This window comes from Kutzneria chonburiensis, from assembly GCF_028622115.1.
GTDB classification, from domain to species: Bacteria; Actinomycetota; Actinomycetes; order Mycobacteriales; family Pseudonocardiaceae; genus Kutzneria; species Kutzneria chonburiensis.
Genome location: NZ_CP097263.1, coordinates 9,571,471 through 9,586,179 on the forward strand (window position 1 = coordinate 9,571,471; position 14,709 = coordinate 9,586,179).

The 14,709-nt window shown below is 68.8% G+C and carries 11 protein-coding genes and 1 tRNA gene; 5 read left to right on the forward strand and 7 right to left on the reverse strand.

Annotated features, from left to right (window positions below):
* The first annotated feature begins 103 nt into the window (after positions 1-103).
* Positions 104-373: a hypothetical protein gene (locus M3Q35_RS44560; protein ID WP_273938635.1), complete on the forward strand. Its 270-nt coding sequence runs from the start codon at positions 104-106 to the stop codon at positions 371-373.
* Between the two features lie 257 nt (positions 374-630).
* Positions 631-2,163, forward strand: a complete 1,533-nt coding sequence (locus M3Q35_RS44565) for a serine hydrolase domain-containing protein (RefSeq protein WP_273938637.1) — start codon at positions 631-633, stop codon at positions 2,161-2,163.
* A gap of 5 nt (positions 2,164-2,168) precedes the next feature.
* On the opposite strand, the gene trpS is transcribed toward M3Q35_RS44565, so the two are convergent.
* From trpS to M3Q35_RS44580, 3 genes are all read right to left on the reverse strand, one after another.
* Positions 2,169-3,170, reverse strand: coding sequence for a tryptophan--tRNA ligase (trpS, locus tag M3Q35_RS44570; protein WP_273938638.1), 1,002 nt, complete (start codon positions 3,168-3,170; stop codon positions 2,169-2,171).
* A gap of 144 nt (positions 3,171-3,314) precedes the next feature.
* On the reverse strand, positions 3,315-4,277 hold the full coding sequence (locus M3Q35_RS44575; RefSeq protein ID WP_273938639.1) for an amidohydrolase family protein: 963 nt from the start codon (positions 4,275-4,277) through the stop codon (positions 3,315-3,317).
* Positions 4,277-4,918 (reverse strand): TetR/AcrR family transcriptional regulator, encoded by a 642-nt coding sequence (locus M3Q35_RS44580; RefSeq protein WP_273938640.1) that lies wholly within the window; start codon positions 4,916-4,918, stop codon positions 4,277-4,279. The genes M3Q35_RS44575 and M3Q35_RS44580 overlap by 1 nt, the downstream gene beginning before the upstream one ends.
* A 90-nt stretch (positions 4,919-5,008) precedes the next feature.
* Between M3Q35_RS44580 and M3Q35_RS44585 the strand changes: the two genes are divergently transcribed.
* Positions 5,009-7,669, forward strand: coding sequence for an MMPL family transporter (locus M3Q35_RS44585; protein ID WP_273938641.1), 2,661 nt, complete (start codon positions 5,009-5,011; stop codon positions 7,667-7,669).
* Positions 7,669-9,609 carry a YhgE/Pip family protein gene (locus M3Q35_RS44590; RefSeq protein WP_273938642.1) on the forward strand — a complete coding sequence of 647 codons (1,941 nt, stop codon included), beginning with the start codon at positions 7,669-7,671 and terminating at the stop codon, positions 9,607-9,609. The genes M3Q35_RS44585 and M3Q35_RS44590 overlap by 1 nt, the downstream gene beginning before the upstream one ends.
* A gap of 13 nt (positions 9,610-9,622) precedes the next feature.
* Here M3Q35_RS44590 and M3Q35_RS44595 read toward each other — a convergent pair whose 3' ends face one another.
* Positions 9,623-10,399: an IclR family transcriptional regulator gene (locus tag M3Q35_RS44595; protein WP_273938644.1), complete on the reverse strand. Its 777-nt coding sequence runs from the start codon at positions 10,397-10,399 to the stop codon at positions 9,623-9,625.
* A 218-nt stretch (positions 10,400-10,617) separates the two neighbouring features.
* On the opposite strand from M3Q35_RS44595, the gene M3Q35_RS44600 reads away from it, so the two are divergent.
* Positions 10,618-10,692 (forward strand) — tRNA-Ile (locus M3Q35_RS44600).
* Here the strand turns inward: M3Q35_RS44600 and M3Q35_RS44605 are convergent.
* The 3 genes from M3Q35_RS44605 to M3Q35_RS44615 all read right to left on the reverse strand — a co-directional run bounded on the left by M3Q35_RS44605 (position 10,661) and on the right by M3Q35_RS44615 (position 14,403).
* Positions 10,661-12,280 carry a recombinase family protein gene (locus M3Q35_RS44605; RefSeq protein ID WP_273938645.1) on the reverse strand — a complete coding sequence of 540 codons (1,620 nt, stop codon included), beginning with the start codon at positions 12,278-12,280 and terminating at the stop codon, positions 10,661-10,663. The two genes, M3Q35_RS44600 and M3Q35_RS44605, sit on opposite strands and share 32 nt — an antisense overlap.
* A gap of 185 nt (positions 12,281-12,465) precedes the next feature.
* Positions 12,466-12,702 carry a hypothetical protein gene (locus tag M3Q35_RS44610; RefSeq protein WP_273938646.1) on the reverse strand — a complete coding sequence of 79 codons (237 nt, stop codon included), beginning with the start codon at positions 12,700-12,702 and terminating at the stop codon, positions 12,466-12,468.
* A gap of 609 nt (positions 12,703-13,311) precedes the next feature.
* Positions 13,312-14,403 (reverse strand): replication-relaxation family protein, encoded by a 1,092-nt coding sequence (locus M3Q35_RS44615; protein WP_273938647.1) that lies wholly within the window; start codon positions 14,401-14,403, stop codon positions 13,312-13,314.
* Positions 14,404-14,709 lie beyond the last annotated feature (306 nt).

Consider the following 14,709-nt stretch of genomic DNA (forward strand, 5'->3'; position numbering starts at 1 on the left):
CTCCAGTGCGGCCGCGTGATGCGGTGTGTCGCAGGTTGCGTCAACGTAGGTGCGTCTCGCGGCATCGCACCAGACTCTCGGTTCCAAGCGGTACCGTTGACCCGTGCCTGATGACGACGAACTTGAGCAGCGGGTGCGGCAGCTGGAGCACGACCACCGGCTGACGCGCTGGTACACGGGCCGGGTTGACCGGGACCTGGCGGAGATTGCGGCGACGCAGACCGAGCACACCGAGGCGCTGACGGCGCACACGGGGCGGTTCGACTCGGTGGACGCTCAGTTGCGCAGCCTGACGCAGATGGTGGGGGAGGTGCTGCGGAGGCTGCCGGAACCAGAGGGCCCGGAGGAGCCGTCGGCGGGGCTGTCGGAGTAGGCGGGGATCAAGATCAACGCCATGCTTTACCCACGTGATTGGGTGGCAGGCACCCGTAGATGACGGTAAGCGTCGGCAACGACAGCCAGGAGACTTCCGAAGTGCCGCAAGGGGGTGACGAAGGATGAGAGACGTCAGCAAGATCAGATGGCTAATCGCAGGGTTGCTGGTTCGAGTCCAGCTGGAGGAGCCAAACGCCCAGGCCAACGGCCTGGGCGTTTTGTTTTGGGCATCCAACATCAGGGGGTGGTTGGCCGATGTCCGATGAAGTGATCCAGGTGCCGATCCACAAGGAACTCGACGCGCTGTTCGGCCAGCACACGGTGGCCGGGCACTCGCGGGGGCTGGTCTACGGCGTCACCGACGGGGACGGGCTGGCGCACGCGGCCGGGTTCGGCGCGGTCGACGAGCAGGACCGCGTGCCCGACGCGGACGTGGTCTTCCCGATCGCGTCGATGACCAAGAGCTTCATCGCCTGTGCGGTGCTGATCGCCCGCGACCAGGGCAGGCTGTCCCTGCACGACCCGATCACCAAGCACATCCCCGAGTTCGTGCTCGCCAACGGCGAGGGGGACGTGCCGACGATCGAGATGCTGCTGGGCATGTGCGGCGGTCTGACCGAGGACAACGCCTGGGTGGACCCGTTCATCAACACGCCCACGGAGGACCTGCTCGCCCAGGTGGCCAAGGGTGTTCGCCTCAGTCACCGGCCGGGCGCGGTGTTCGAGTACTCCAACCTCGGGTTCACGCTGGCCGGCCTGGCGCTGAGCCGGGCGGTCGGCCGGCCGCTGGCGGAGTTCGTCGCCGAAGAACTGCTGCGGCCGCTGGGCCTGACGTCGACGTTCGCCGACACGGCGGTGCCCGAGGACCTGCCGCGTGCCGTCGGCTATTCGCTGGACACGGACGGGAACTGGGTCGCCTACCCGCCGGAGACCTCGGACGCGTTTCTCGCCGCCGGGGGACTGGTGAGCACGGTGCGCGACCTCGCGCGGTGGATCACCTGGCTGGGCTCGGCGTTCCGGCCGGTGCGAACCGACGACCTGCCGGTGCTGAGCCGGCTGTCCCGACGAGACCTCCAGCGGGTGCGCGTGTTCCGGCCACTGGCATTGAGCCTGACCGGGATCGGGCAGGCCAAGCTGAGCTCCAGCGGATACGCCCTCGGCCTGGGGGTCACGACCGACCTGCATCGCGGAACGGTCATCTCGCACACCGGCGGTCTCCCCGGATTCTGGCTCGCCATGGCCTGGCACCCCGAATCCGGCCATGGCGCGGTCGTGCTGACCAACGGCAACCGTGGCAACCCGGCCACGCTCTGCGTCGAGGCGCTCGGCCGGCTGCTGGACCACAACCAGGCCCCGGCGGCCACTGCCGCACTGTGGCCGGAGACGGTCGCGCTTCGCGAGCAGGCCGACTCGCTCGTCCGGCACTGGGACGATGAGCTGGCCGCCCGGATCTTCGCCGAGAACATCGACTTCGACCGGCCGCTGGCGCAGCGCCGGGCGGAAATCGATCAACTCGTGGCTGAGGTCGGTCCGTTGCTCGACGGCCCGTCGACCGTCGTCTCGGCCGCCACCGCCGCCGACATCACCTGGTCGATTCCCGCCGAGCGCGGGGAACTGCTGTGCATGATCCACCTGACTCCGGTGGAACCGGCACGCATTCAGGAGTTCGTCGTGAAGGCCGTCCCCGCTGGTCGACCGCGACCGAACATCGAGCTGGAACGCAGCTTCGGGAACGCCTACCTCACGCCGGCGGCCAACGTCCGGGTCACGTTCCCGGGGGCTGAATAACGGCGTCAGTAGGCCATGCCCATAGCGGTGCGGACTTCGGCGAGGGTGTCCTCGGCGATGGCGTTGGCACGCTCGTTGCCGACGCGGAGGATCTTGCGGACGTAGGTCAGGTCGGCGGCGTAGGCGGCGCGGCGGGCGCGCATGGGGGCGAGGAACTCGTTGACGGCCTCGGTGACGGTGCGCTTCAGCGCAGCGGCACCGGGGGCTAGGGAAGCGGCGAACTCCTCGGGCGGGATGCCGAGGCAGAGCGAGCCGAGCAGGACGAGGCTGGAAACGGCGGGCCGTGCGACGGGGTCGTAGGTGACCACGGGATCGGCGTCGGTGCGGGCGGATTTGAGCAGGCGGGCGGTCTCGTCGGCGGTCGAAGAGATCGCGATGGCGTTGTGGCGGCTCTTGCTCATCTTGGTGCCATCGGTGCCGAGCAGCACGGGGGCCGACGACAGCAAGGCGTTGGGAGTGGGGAAAACGGGACCGTAGCGCTCGTTGAACCGCCGGGCGACAAGTCGGGTGACCTCGACGTGGGGCAGCTGGTCCCGGCCGACGGGCACGAGATTTCCCTTGCAGAACAAGATGTCGGCGGCCTGGTGCACGGGATAGGTGAACATCAGGCCGCTGACGGCGTGCTGCCGCGAATGGGCGATCTCGTCCTTGACGGTGGGGTTGCGCTGGAGCTCGGGCACGGTAACCAGGCTGAGGAACGGCAACAGGAGCTGGTTCAAGGCGGGCACGGCGCTGTGCGTGAACACGGTGGCGCGCTCGGGGTCGATGCCGACGGCCAGGTAGTCCAGCAGCAGCTCGTCGACGGTCTCGCCGAGCCGGTCGGCGACGTCCCGGTCGGTCAGCACCTGGTAGTCGGCGACGATCACGAACAGCTCGACGCCGAGCTCCTGCAGCCGGACCCGGTTCTGCAGGGTGCCGAACAGGTGCCCGAGGTGCAGCGGCCCGGTCGGCCGATCGCCGGTCAGCACCCGGTACTGCGACGGATTGGCCTTGATCTGATCCAACATGTCTGTCTCCCAACGGAATGAGGGTCCGCGGGACAGCAGGGCTGAAGAAGGCGCCGTCCTCGCGGACGGCACGCGCGTGCGTGGAATGGCCGTCCCTAGGCGGGACGCCACCAGCTGAGGCACGCGGTCAAGGTCACCAACCCATCATACCTTCAACCGGGGGAACAACGCCTCCGAGTTGCCACGGTCGATCGCGGCCCGCAACGAAGGCGTCAGCTGGTAGTTCTCGTACTGCTTGTTGATGAAGCCGACGGCCACGGCCGGCGCGAACGGGAAGTCGCTGCCGTAGGTGATGTGGTCGGGGGCGGCCACCTCGAGCAGGCTGGGCAGCGCGGCCGGGCTCGCCGACAGGGCGATGTCGTAGTAGAACTGCCGCAGCACGGCCAGATACTTGGGCACCTGGTGCTTCTGGTCGACCAGGGTCCACAGCTGCTGCGCCTTGTTCTTGGCGTTCAGCATGGTCAGCAGGATGCGGTACGAGATGTAGGGCACGAACCCGCCGGCGTGGGCGAGGATGAACTTGATGTCCGGGTACCGGTCCATCGAGCCGGACAGGATCAGGCTGATCGCGGTACGCGTGGTGTCGAGCAGGAAGTCCGCGGTGAACGTGGGGATGCCGGGCACCTCGGGCGCCGGCAGCTCGCCGGGGTGCACGAAGACGGCGACGGAACGCCGGTGCAGGAACTCGAGAAACGGGGCGAAGGCCGGATCCCCCAGGTAGCGGCCGTCGTTGTTGGCCAGCAACACGATGCCGTCGGCGTGCAGCTCGTCCAGGGCATACGTCGCCTCGGCCAACGCGCCTTCGACGTCGGGCAACGTAACCGTGGCGAAGAAGCCGAAGCGCGACGGCCGCCGGGCCACCACGGCAGCGCAGAACTCGTTGATCTCGCGCGCCCAGGACCGCGCCTCACCGGAGTCGCCGAACCACACGCCGGGCGTGGACAGCGACAGGATCCCGGTCTGGATGTCGTGCCCGTCCATGAACTTCAGCGCGGACGACTCCGACCACGACGGCAGGTCGACGCCGCCGGGCCGGATTCCCTTGTCCCGCATCCATTCCGCGTAGCGGGGCGGGATCACGTGTTGGTGTGTGTCGATACGCAGCATCAGATGTCCTTGTCTGACGGCACGATCAGGGCGGCGAACAGCCGGGGCAGCACGTCGGTGACGTAGCTGCCGTCCTCGTCCGAGCCGTCGATGATCGTGCGCTCGAGCATGGTGGTGTAGAGCCCGGTGATGGTCACGACGGCACTGCGCGGGTCCACGGTCAGCCGGAACGCCAGCCGGTCCAGCGCCGACAGCAGGATCTCGGCCAGGCTGTCGTGGAACCGTTGCTGGGCCGCGGAAGTCGGCCCGCGCAGCTCCTCCTGGCGCAGCGCCTGGGCGTGGAACTCGGCGGTCAGCAGGTACCAGGTCCGGTCCGCGGTCAGCGATTCCATGAACAGCGCGCCGGCCTGCCGGAGCACGTCGGTCGCGACGTCGGGGTCGGTGGTGTCGGCGGCGTCGATCGCGGCGCGCACGGCGGCCCGCAGCCGGTCGACGCGCTCCTGCATCTGCACCTCGTACACGGCCAGGAACAGCTCTTCCTTGCTGGCGAAGTTGGAATAGAACGCGCCGCGTGTGAAGCCGGCGCGCTCGCAGATCAGCTCCACCGGCGCGTCCCGGATGCCCAGCTCGCTGAACACCTCGTAGGCGGCATCGATCAGCCGCTCGCGGGTCTGCGCGCGCCGCCGTGTCGTTCCCGTCATCTCACCCGTCCGCGTGACTCGATACACAGTGCATCAGATACATCGTGCATTAAGATACACGATGTATCGTCGCTGACCAGGGAGCCGATCGTGTCCTCCTTCCTCTACCGCCTGGGTCGGGCCGCGGCCCGGGGCCGGGTGCTGGTGCTGGCCGTGTGGCTGGTCGTGCTGGCCGCCGCGGGCGGTGGCGCGCTGCTGCTCAACCAGGGCACCGACGACACGTTCGCCATCCCCGGCTCCGAGTCGCAGGATGCGCTCGACCACCTCAAGCGGGTCTTCCCGGAGACCGCCGGCACCTCGGCCCAGCTGGTGGTCGTGGCCCCGGGGCGGGTCGACACCCCGGCGGTCAAGGCCGCCGTGGCCGACGCCGTGAACCAGATCAAGAAGGTCGACCAGGTCGCGACGGCCGTAGACCCCTTCGACAACGGTGTTTCCAGGGATGGCCGTGCGGCGCTGATCGCCGTGCCGCTGACCGTGCAGCAGCCGCAGCTGCACGCGTCGACCAAGACCGCGCTCACGAGCATTGCCGACGATCTGGCCGCCAAGACCGGCACGCACGTCTACACCGGCGGCGACGCGTTCTCCAACCGCGTGCCCAAGCTCAGCCCGACCGAGGGCATCGGCCTGGTCATCGCGTTGCTGGTGCTGCTGCTGATGTTCCGCTCGATCATCGCCGCGTTCATGCCGCTGATCACGGCCGTGCTGGGCGTCGGCGTCTCGATCAGCCTGGTCTACGCCACGACGCTGGTGGTGCCGATCTCGTCCACGGCCCCGATGCTCGCGGTGATGCTGGGGCTGGCCGTCGGCATCGACTACGCCCTGTTCCTGCTGTCACGCCATCGAGACCAGCTGGCCGACGGGCTCGACGTCGAGGAGTCCATCGCCCGCGCGACGGCGACCGCCGGCTCGGCGGTGATCTTCGCCGGGCTGACGGTGGTGATCGCCCTGCTGGGCCTGGCCGTCGCCGGCATTCCTTTCCTCACCACCATGGGCATCGCGGCGGCGGTCGCGGTCGCGCTGGCCGTCGGCATCGCGGTCACGCTCGTGCCGGCGCTGATGGCTTTGGCCGGACAACGGCTGCGGCCGAAAACCAAGCGGGCCAAGCGGAAGCGGGCCAAGCCGCAGATCGCCCGGTGGTGGGTGCGGACGGTGACCAAGGTGCCGCTGCTGACCGTGGTGCTGGTGGTCGCCGGCTTGGCGGTATGCGCGATCCCGGCCGTCGATCTCCGGCTTGCCTTGCCGGACAACGGGACCGAGGAGCAGGGCAGCCCCGCCCGCGACACGTACGACGTGGTCAGCCAGCACTTCGGCGCGGGCTACAACGGGCCGCTGATCGTCACCGCGGACATCATCACCAGCACCGACCCGGTCGGCCTGGTGAACAAGATCGCCGGCGAGATCCGGACCATGCCCGGCGTGGCCGCGGTGCCGCTGGCCACGCCCAACCCCAAGGGCGACACCGGCATCATCCAGGTAATCCCGACCACCGCACCGGACTCGCCGCAGACCGACGATCTGGTGCGCCGGCTGCGCGACCAGGAACCGCACTTCCAGGACACGTACGGCACGAAGACGGCCGTCACCGGTATCACCGCGGTCGGCATCGACGTGTCGGCGCAGCTCGGCAGCGCCTTGCTGCCGTTCGGGATCCTGGTCGTCGGGCTGTCGCTGATCCTGCTGGCCATGGTGTTCCGCTCGATCTGGGTGCCGGTCAAGGCCACCGCCGGCTACCTGTTGTCGGTCGGCGTGGCCTTCGGCGCCACGGCTTTCGTGTTCGACCAGGGACATCTGGCCGCCGCGCTCGGCGTGACGCACACCGGCAGCGTGATCAGCTTCCTGCCGATCATCCTGATGGGTGTCCTCTTCGGACTGGCCATGGACTACGAGGTGTTCCTGGTGTCGCGGATCCGTGAGGAGTACGTGCACAACAGGGATCCGCACCGGGCCATCGAGAACGGCTTCATCTCGGCGTCCCGGGTTGTCGTGGCTGCGGCGGTGATCATGTTCGCGGTGTTCGCCGCGTTCGTGCCGGAGGGCAGTGCGACGATCAAGCCGATCGCGTTCAGCCTGGCCGTCGGCGTGTTCGTGGACGCCTTCGTGGTGCGGATGACGTTGGTGCCGGCGGTGTTGGCGCTGCTCGGCCACCGGGCCTGGGGCCTGCCGCCGAAGCTGGACCGGGCGCTGCCGGTGTTCGACGCCGAGGGCGACTCCCTGGTGCACGAGCTGCGGCTGGCCGACTGGCCCGGCGTTGACGAAGCGATCAGCGCCCGCGGCATCGGTGTGGACGACGACCGCGGCCGTCCGGTCTACCGGGGCGTCGACCTCCACGCAGCTCGAGGTTCCGTGGTGGTGCTGCACGGCGCCGGCAAGACCGCTTTGCTGTACACGATTGCCGGTCGTGTCACCAAGTTGAACGGGGACCTCAAGGTACTCGGGCGGGTGTTGCCTCAGCACGTGCATGCCCTGCGGCGCGAGGTCACGGTGATCGGCTGCCGGGACAGCGCCGCCCCGGCCAGTGAGGTGGCGATGGCATTGGCCGACGACATCGAGCTGGTGCTGATCGACGACGCCGACCTGGTGTTGCGCACCGATGAGCGGGATGCGTTGCGGGACTTGATCGCCCGCCGCCGCACCGCCGCCGGACGGCCGGTGACGGTGGTGTTGAGCTGCCAGCATCCGGCCCGCCTTGCCGATCTGCTGCCGGCCGACGCCGCCCTGTTCTCCCTCGCCCAGCCCGTTGAGGTGCACTGATGTTCAAGCCGTTCGCCAATTCCGCCCAGGCGCTGGCCGCCGGCCCGCTGACGTGGAAGACCTGGACCGGTCTCATCGCCGTGCCGGTGCTGATCATGGGCCTGCTGACGTGGGCGCTGTGGTCGCCGGACAGCGATCACAGCACCGCGACCGCGGCGGTGGTCAACAACGACCAGCCGGTGAAGGTCAACGGGCAGCTCATCCCGCTCGGCCGGCAGCTGGCCGGCGACCTCACGCACAGCTCGGACTCGGCCTACAAGTGGGTGCTGACCGACGCGTCCGACGCGGATTCGGGGCTGGACAACGGAACCTACACCGCCGTCGTGACAATCCCGCAGGACTTCTCGGCCCGTGCGACCTCGGCCGCCGCCGGCAAGCCGCTCGACGCCACCCGGGCCGTGGTCGACGTGAAGACGTCCGCCAGTGCTGGCGTGATGGATCCCTCGCTGTCGCAACGGATCGCCGACAGCACCCAGCAGACCCTGAACAACCAGGTCGTCGAGACCTACCTGGACAACATCTACGTCGGCTTCACCACCATCCACGGCCAGCTCAACCAGGCCGCCGACGGCGCGGACCAGCTGGCCGACGGCACGCGTCAACTTGTGCCCGGGGCGCAACAACTTGCCGACGGGGCGGCCAAGCTCGCCGCCGGCACGGCGCAGCTGGCGACCGGTTCGAGTCAGCTCGCCAACGGGTTGACCCAAGCCGAACGGGACACCGCGCAGCTGCCGGCGTTGACGCGGCAGCTCGCGAACGGGGCGGAGCAAGTCGCGCAGGGCAACGAGAAGCTGGCCGCGACGATCGTTCCGTTGGCCAACCGCATCATCGCCGCCATCGACGCCCTGCCGTCGGCCACCGCGGCGGCGGCCGACATTCAGCGGCTGGCCGACCAGTGCAGCGGTGACGCCCAGTTCTGCGCCAACCTTCGCCAAGCGGCGGCCCGGCTGGCGGCCGACGCCGACAAGATCGACGCCGCCAAGACGTCGATTCGGGCCCAGGCCGTGCAGGTCCGTGACGGCATTCAGGCGCTGGCCAACGGTTCCCGTCAGGTGGCCAGCGGAAACGCCCAGCTGGCCAAGCAGTCCGGGGCGCTCGCGCAGGGCATCGCCTCCGCCGCCGATGGTGCCCGGCAGCTCGATGCCGGTGTGCAGCAGGCGAATTCCGGTGCGCAGCAGCTGGCCGACGGCTCGCAGCAGCTGAACACCGGTGTGGGCAAGGTGAACGACGGCACCCAGCAGTTGGCGTCCTCCTTGGACAAGGGACGCAACCAGGTTCCCAGCTACACCGACGCGGAACGCAATCACCTCAAGACGATTGCCGCCAGCCCGACCGCGACCGCCACGGACAGCACGCCCTCGAACATACTGGCCATCACACTGTTCGCGGTGTTGGCCTTGTGGGCCTTGGCTTTGGCGACCTATCTGGTCACGCGGGCCGTGCCGGACGCGGTGCTCACCGCCCGCGAGGCGACGTGGAGCATCATCATCCGGGCCGCCCTGCCCGGCGCGACGGCCGCAGCACTGGCCGCCGTCGCCATCACCGCGATCGCGATTCCCGCGCTGCATCTGGGCGTTGGCGGCTCGTTCGAGTTCCTCGGCGTCGCGCTGCTGGCGGCGTTCGCCTTCGTGTCGCTCAACCAGGCCGTGACGGCCATCTTCGGCCGCGCCGGGCGGCTCGCTTCTCTTGCCGTGCTCGTGCTGGCGTCGGCCACCGGCATCGTGTCCACGCTGCCAGGCCCGCTCTATGCCCTGGCCGCGTACCTACCCACGCATGGCGCCGTACTCGGGCTGCGAGCCGCCGCGACCGGCGACGCCGGCCTTTACACCGGCATCGCCGAGCTCGCCGCGTGGCTGGTGGTCGGCGTGCTGACGGCGATCCTCGTCACCGACCGCCGTCGCTACCTGTCCACGCGACGACTCCGGCTCGCGGTGGCCTAGTTTCGAACCGGTTTCAGGAGTGCAGCCTGGACAGCTCTTCGCCGCCGTTCCTGATCAGCGTCTCCAGCTGCCGGCGCCGCTTCGCGAACTCCTTGACCGGGACCGACAGGGCCACCGCCGCCTTCGTGCGGCCTTCCGCGTCCCGTACCGGCGTGGCCAGGCAGGCCAGGCCCGGCTGGAACTCCTCGATCTCCGCCGCGATGCCCGTCTTGCGGACCAGCGCCAGCTCGCGGTCCAGATCCTCGAGCCGGGTGATCGTCCGGTTCGTCAGCCTCGCCAGGCCCGCCCCGGCCAGGTAGTGCCGCCGCGCCGCCGGCGACATCGCCGCCAGCAGCACCTTGCCGAACGACGTCGCGTGGGCCGAGCGGTCGAACCCCAGATCCAGCGGCTCCGCCTTGCGGTGCTCCGGCGAGTCCGCCACCTCCGCCACCACCAGCTCGTCGTCGCGGACCACCGCGTAGTACATCGCCGCCTGCGCCCTGATGTGCAGGTCCCTCAGCGTGTAGGCGATTTCCGGCGTGACCGACAGCTGCGCCTTCAGGCTGTCGTGCAGCTCCGGCAGCTTGTAGCCCAGTCCGAAGCCCCTCGCGTTGGCCAGCCTGACCAGGTAGCCCTCGTGGACCAGCGTGTTCAGCAGGTGGTACGTCGTCGACAGCTTGAAGCCGGTACGCCGGGCCACCGCCTTCGCCGTGATCCCGTCGCCCCCGTCCGCCACCGTCTCCAGCACCCTCAGCGCTCGCTGCACCGAACCGATCAGCCCACTCGGCGGTTTCGGCTGGGCGTCGGGCATTGGTCCTCCGGGTGCAAGGGTGTCCCGCCCACCGGCAACGGCCAGCGGCGGCTAGGTGTCGAGCTACCGCTGACGCCGATGATCATTGAAGCCGCAACCAGGTGGGTCAAGCCGGAACTTTTCACATGCCGGCAATCGCTGCCGGACCAGGGGTCCCCCGCCCGTGCCGAGCCACCCGCCGGTAGTCTCCCCACCACGCGCCGGCCCACCGGCGCCCTGGGGCGGTAGCTCAGCTGGTTAGAGCAGCAGACTCATAATCTGTCAGGTCGTGGGTTCGAGCCCCACCCGCCCTACCGATTTAGTCATTGTGCGAACCACTCCGTTCGGGGTCTTATTCGCTGGTAGGGCGGGTGTGGCCCCATCGTTGTTGCAGGGTTGGGGGATGTAGAAGACTGGGCGGAGCCGGTCTGGGCCGGTGATGGTGACCTTGGCGACCAGGCCTTCGACGACTGCCTTGACCTGGTTGGGGGTGCCGCTGGTGATGATCTCGGCGATGTAGTCGGCCACCGCCACCAGGACAGCGGGCTCTGGGGCGGTGGGCTCGTCGTCCAGCGCGAGGAGCAGTGCGTCGCGGCGGGCGCGGAGTTGCTTGGTCTTGACGCGGAGCTCGGTAAGCCGGTCGGCGACGAGTTCTTCGTCCATGGTGCCGCGCTCGAACGCGGTCAGGTAGCGGTCGATGGCCTGCCCGGTCTTGGTGATCTCGGTGTCGACGGTGACAAGTTCGGCGTGCCGGTCGGCGTGCGCCGCCCGATATTGCTTCTGTTCGCGCGTGATGGCGTCGGCGATGAGGTCGTGGTGGGTGCGATAGAAAGTGGCCAGCGCGTCAAGGACCGCCGTCTCAACGGCATCGGCGTTGAGCCGTGACATGTCGCACTTGCTGCCGTCGTAGCGGGCCAGGTTCCAGCAGGTGTAGTAGCGGTAGGTCTTGTTCCGCCCGGTGGCGCGGGTGCCGATCATGGGCTTGCCGCACCTGGGGCACCGCAGCTTGCTGGTGAAGATGTAGTCGGAGCCGGACGCGGCCCGGTGGGCGTGGGACTCGCCGCGTGCCTCGAGAATGGCTTGGGCCTGCTCCCACACCGTGAGGTCGATGATGGGGGCGTGGGTGTCGGTCATGGTGGCCTCCCGGAAGGTCAGCTCCCCCAGATAGACGCGGTTGTTCAGAGCGCGGATGACTTGGTGGCCGGACCACGGGCCGCCGGAACTGGTGCGATGGCCCCGGTCGTTGAGGACCTTGGCGATGGCGCGGGAGCCGAGCCGGTCCCTTGCGTAAAGGTCGAAGATCAGTCGCACGATCACCGCCTCATGCTGGTCAACGACGAGCGTGTGGCTGGTCTTGTCGACCTGGTAGCCGAAGGGGCGCTTGCCACCCTTCCACTTCCCCTTGGCGTGCTTGCGTTCCATCCCGGCGATGACACGGTCGATGATGGTGTCGCGTTCGAACTGGGCGAACATCCCCAGCATCTGTACCAGCATCCGACCCATCGGGGTCGAGGTGTCGAACGGCTCGGTCGCCGACCGGAAGACGACCCCGGCTTGGTCGAGTTCGTCGAGCAGCACCACCATGTCCCGCAGGTTGCGGGAGAACCGGTCCACCCGGTAGACGAGCAGCACGTCGATCAGCCCGGCGCGGGCGGCGGCGAGCGCGCGTTGCAACCCGTCGCGTTCGGTGGTGGCGCCGGAGGCGTCGTCGGGGAACCGTGCCACGAGCCGCCAGCCGGGCTGGGAGCCGATGTAGGCGTCCAGACGCGTGTCCTGGGCCTCGATCGAATAGGGCTGGTGCTCGTCGTCGGTGGAGCGCCGTACGTAGATCCCTACCCGCACGTCATCGCCGAGCGTGGTCATCGCGGCCTTCTTGACACGCTGCGCGGTCGATCGCGTCATTATCCGACCCCCTCAGTTCAGCATTTCCGCGCGCCCTGTAGCAGCCGTTTATCCGGCTGCTACAGGGCGACTACGCGGCCACTAGATCACTACCAAATTTGACTTAAAACCGCAGCTCACGAGCGGTAAGCTACGTTTCCAATTATCGCCCATTAAGCGCGGCAAGGGAAGCGGATAGCGCCCTTCTACGCTGCTTTTTTGCGGGCCTTCTTCGCGTTTTCCTGGTTGGTGCGCCACTGGCCGATGAGGGTGGCCAGGGCGGTGACGGCGAGGTCGTACTGCTGGGCGGTCATCGGTTCGGTGTCGATCCGCTCCACGTGCCAGGTGTCCTGTGTGGCCGATCGTGTGGTGCGGAACGGGAGCACGGTGGCGTTACCGCCATCGTCCTGGTCGGCATCGTGGTCGGGTGTGTGCTGGGGCATGGTGCACCTCGGGTGCCCGCGAGCCCGCTTCGGGCGGGAGGTCGCGAGCGGCTGTCAGCGGTCACGGGGCAACCGTCGATCAGCAGGACCCGTCAGCCCTCTGGTCACCAGCATCCCACATTCCTCCACAGTGGAGGGCTCGCGATGGGGTGATGGCCGCGCCGCTACGCGCGATTCAAGAACCGGCCGGGTCAACGCTGCTCCAACCGTGCGCCGCTTCGACTCCCCGACTGCCGAAGCACCCATCGGGGCCAGCGATCACCGGTTGACTGAACCCTTCCCACTGTCCATCCCAGACACGCTCCGAGACTTCTACCGAGACCGCGAGACAGGGTGTGAGACTGGCTGTCTCGCTGGTCTCGCCTGCGGTCTCGGTGTCTCGTCTCGACCTGTCTCCGTGTCTCGGTGTGGTCTCGCCAGGTGCTCCGACCACGGTGGGCAGCTCGACGTACAACGGGTCCAGATTCTCTGTGCTGCACAAGGACAACGGGCCGAGGTTAACGGACCGGCGCGGCCGTCGTCGGTGTCGTTCTCACTGAGGTCACGTCATCGTCTTTCACCTCCTCCGGGCAGACGGAAGCGTGCGGGAACCTTTGCGGGGAGGGGGATTCAGGCGGCCCAGCGTGCCCGCCGAGGCCGCTGGGTGTCCGGCCGTGCCGGGGGTGCCGGCGCGCGGTACACGTCGTCCTCGTCCTCGTCCTCGTCCTCGTCGTCGGTGTCGTCGTAGAGCGTCCCGTCGTCCAGGTCGTCCTCGTCGTCCGCATAGCCAGCCGGGTCGGCTGGTTCGGGCTGTGGTGTGTCGATGCGGCGCAGCATCTCCCGGTCATTCGGGTCGAACGCCGCCTCGTTCCACGGCTGATCGGTGTTCGAGGCGCTGTGTTCGACGCAGGGGCCGCGCTGGGGCAGTTCGGCCAAGCGGTACCGGCGCGGCGCGGCATCACCGCTGCGGGGCGTCCACAGGCCCCAGACCGACCCTGCCGGGCCGTCTGGATGCCCGTGGTCGCGGGCCGCGGTGGCGATCGCGAAACCGAGGTCGGAGCCGGAGAGGTCGCGGCGCAGCGCCGCGACCAGGGCGATCTCCCGCCGACTGGAGTGCACCGAGAACAGCAGGACGCCGAAGGCGTCGGTCGGAAAGTCGCGGTAGTCATCGAACTTGCGGCTGACCGTGGTCAGCGACTCGGTGCCGGTGTCGTGTTCGAGGAAGAACCGCACCACACGGCCCGCCTCCTCCCAGCAACCGTAGCCATCCGGGCGCAACACGGTGTCGCGCCCGCTACCGTGGTACTTCACGAAGAACCTGGTGCAGCGGCGTTCAGGCCACCACTGGGTCAACCCGCTCACCTCACCCTCGCGGCCCTCCTCCCGCAGCCGGGCGGGATTGCGGTGCGCGGCCAGGGCACAGAAGAAGTCGTTCACACCGATCTGGTGATCCAGCTTGGGCCACAGCGCGAGCCGTTCCAGGCTCTCGGTGTACGCCTTCGGCGCGGGCGGGCGCTCCGCACGCTGCGCGGCGATCATCCGGGCGCCGAGGTAGCCCAGCGCGTAGCGGGTCTGGCTGGTCCCGCCGCGCAGATACGACTCGCGGAAGGCGAACACCACGCCCAGCTCGCGCAGGTGCCGCAGCCGGTCCTGCGCCCGCCGCACGGACAGGAACTCGATGGCGGCGATCTGGTTGGTGGTCAGCACCTTGTGCTCGCTCAACAGGGCCAGCAGGCGTCGGTCCCGGTCAACCAGGCGGAACCACAGCGCCGCGTCGGGCTCTCCGGCCCGCCGGCCGCCGCGCCCCGCGCGCCCCCGATGTGCGGATGGGTGAGGATCACTCCTTAGTCGGCCTTCCGGCCGTTCCCGCCGATACCACCGCTGACCAGCAGGTTGAGTAGCAGCGGCTTCGGCGTGTGGGGTAGCGGATTCAGAACGCCGAGGCTGCGCCCAACCACACGCTGAGCCAGACGCCAGCCCATCCGCAGCTGCTACGTCACGATCATCGGCGTGGCTGTCGCGGTCCAT

Excerpts from the sequence above, each read along its gene's own strand:
- M3Q35_RS44565 (WP_273938637.1), top strand. The coding sequence starts at position 631 with ATGTCCGATGAAGTGATCCAGGTGCCGATCCACAAGGAACTCGACGCG.
- trpS (WP_273938638.1), bottom strand. The coding sequence starts at position 3,170 with ATGTTGGATCAGATCAAGGCCAATCCGTCGCAGTACCGGGTGCTGACC.
- M3Q35_RS44575 (WP_273938639.1), bottom strand. The coding sequence starts at position 4,277 with ATGCTGCGTATCGACACACACCAACACGTGATCCCGCCCCGCTACGCG.
- M3Q35_RS44580 (WP_273938640.1), bottom strand. The coding sequence starts at position 4,918 with ATGACGGGAACGACACGGCGGCGCGCGCAGACCCGCGAGCGGCTGATC.
- M3Q35_RS44590 (WP_273938642.1), top strand. The coding sequence starts at position 7,669 with ATGTTCAAGCCGTTCGCCAATTCCGCCCAGGCGCTGGCCGCCGGCCCG.
- M3Q35_RS44595 (WP_273938644.1), bottom strand. The coding sequence starts at position 10,399 with ATGCCCGACGCCCAGCCGAAACCGCCGAGTGGGCTGATCGGTTCGGTG.
- M3Q35_RS44605 (WP_273938645.1), bottom strand. The coding sequence starts at position 12,280 with ATGACGCGATCGACCGCGCAGCGTGTCAAGAAGGCCGCGATGACCACG.
- M3Q35_RS44610 (WP_273938646.1), bottom strand. The coding sequence starts at position 12,702 with ATGCCCCAGCACACACCCGACCACGATGCCGACCAGGACGATGGCGGT.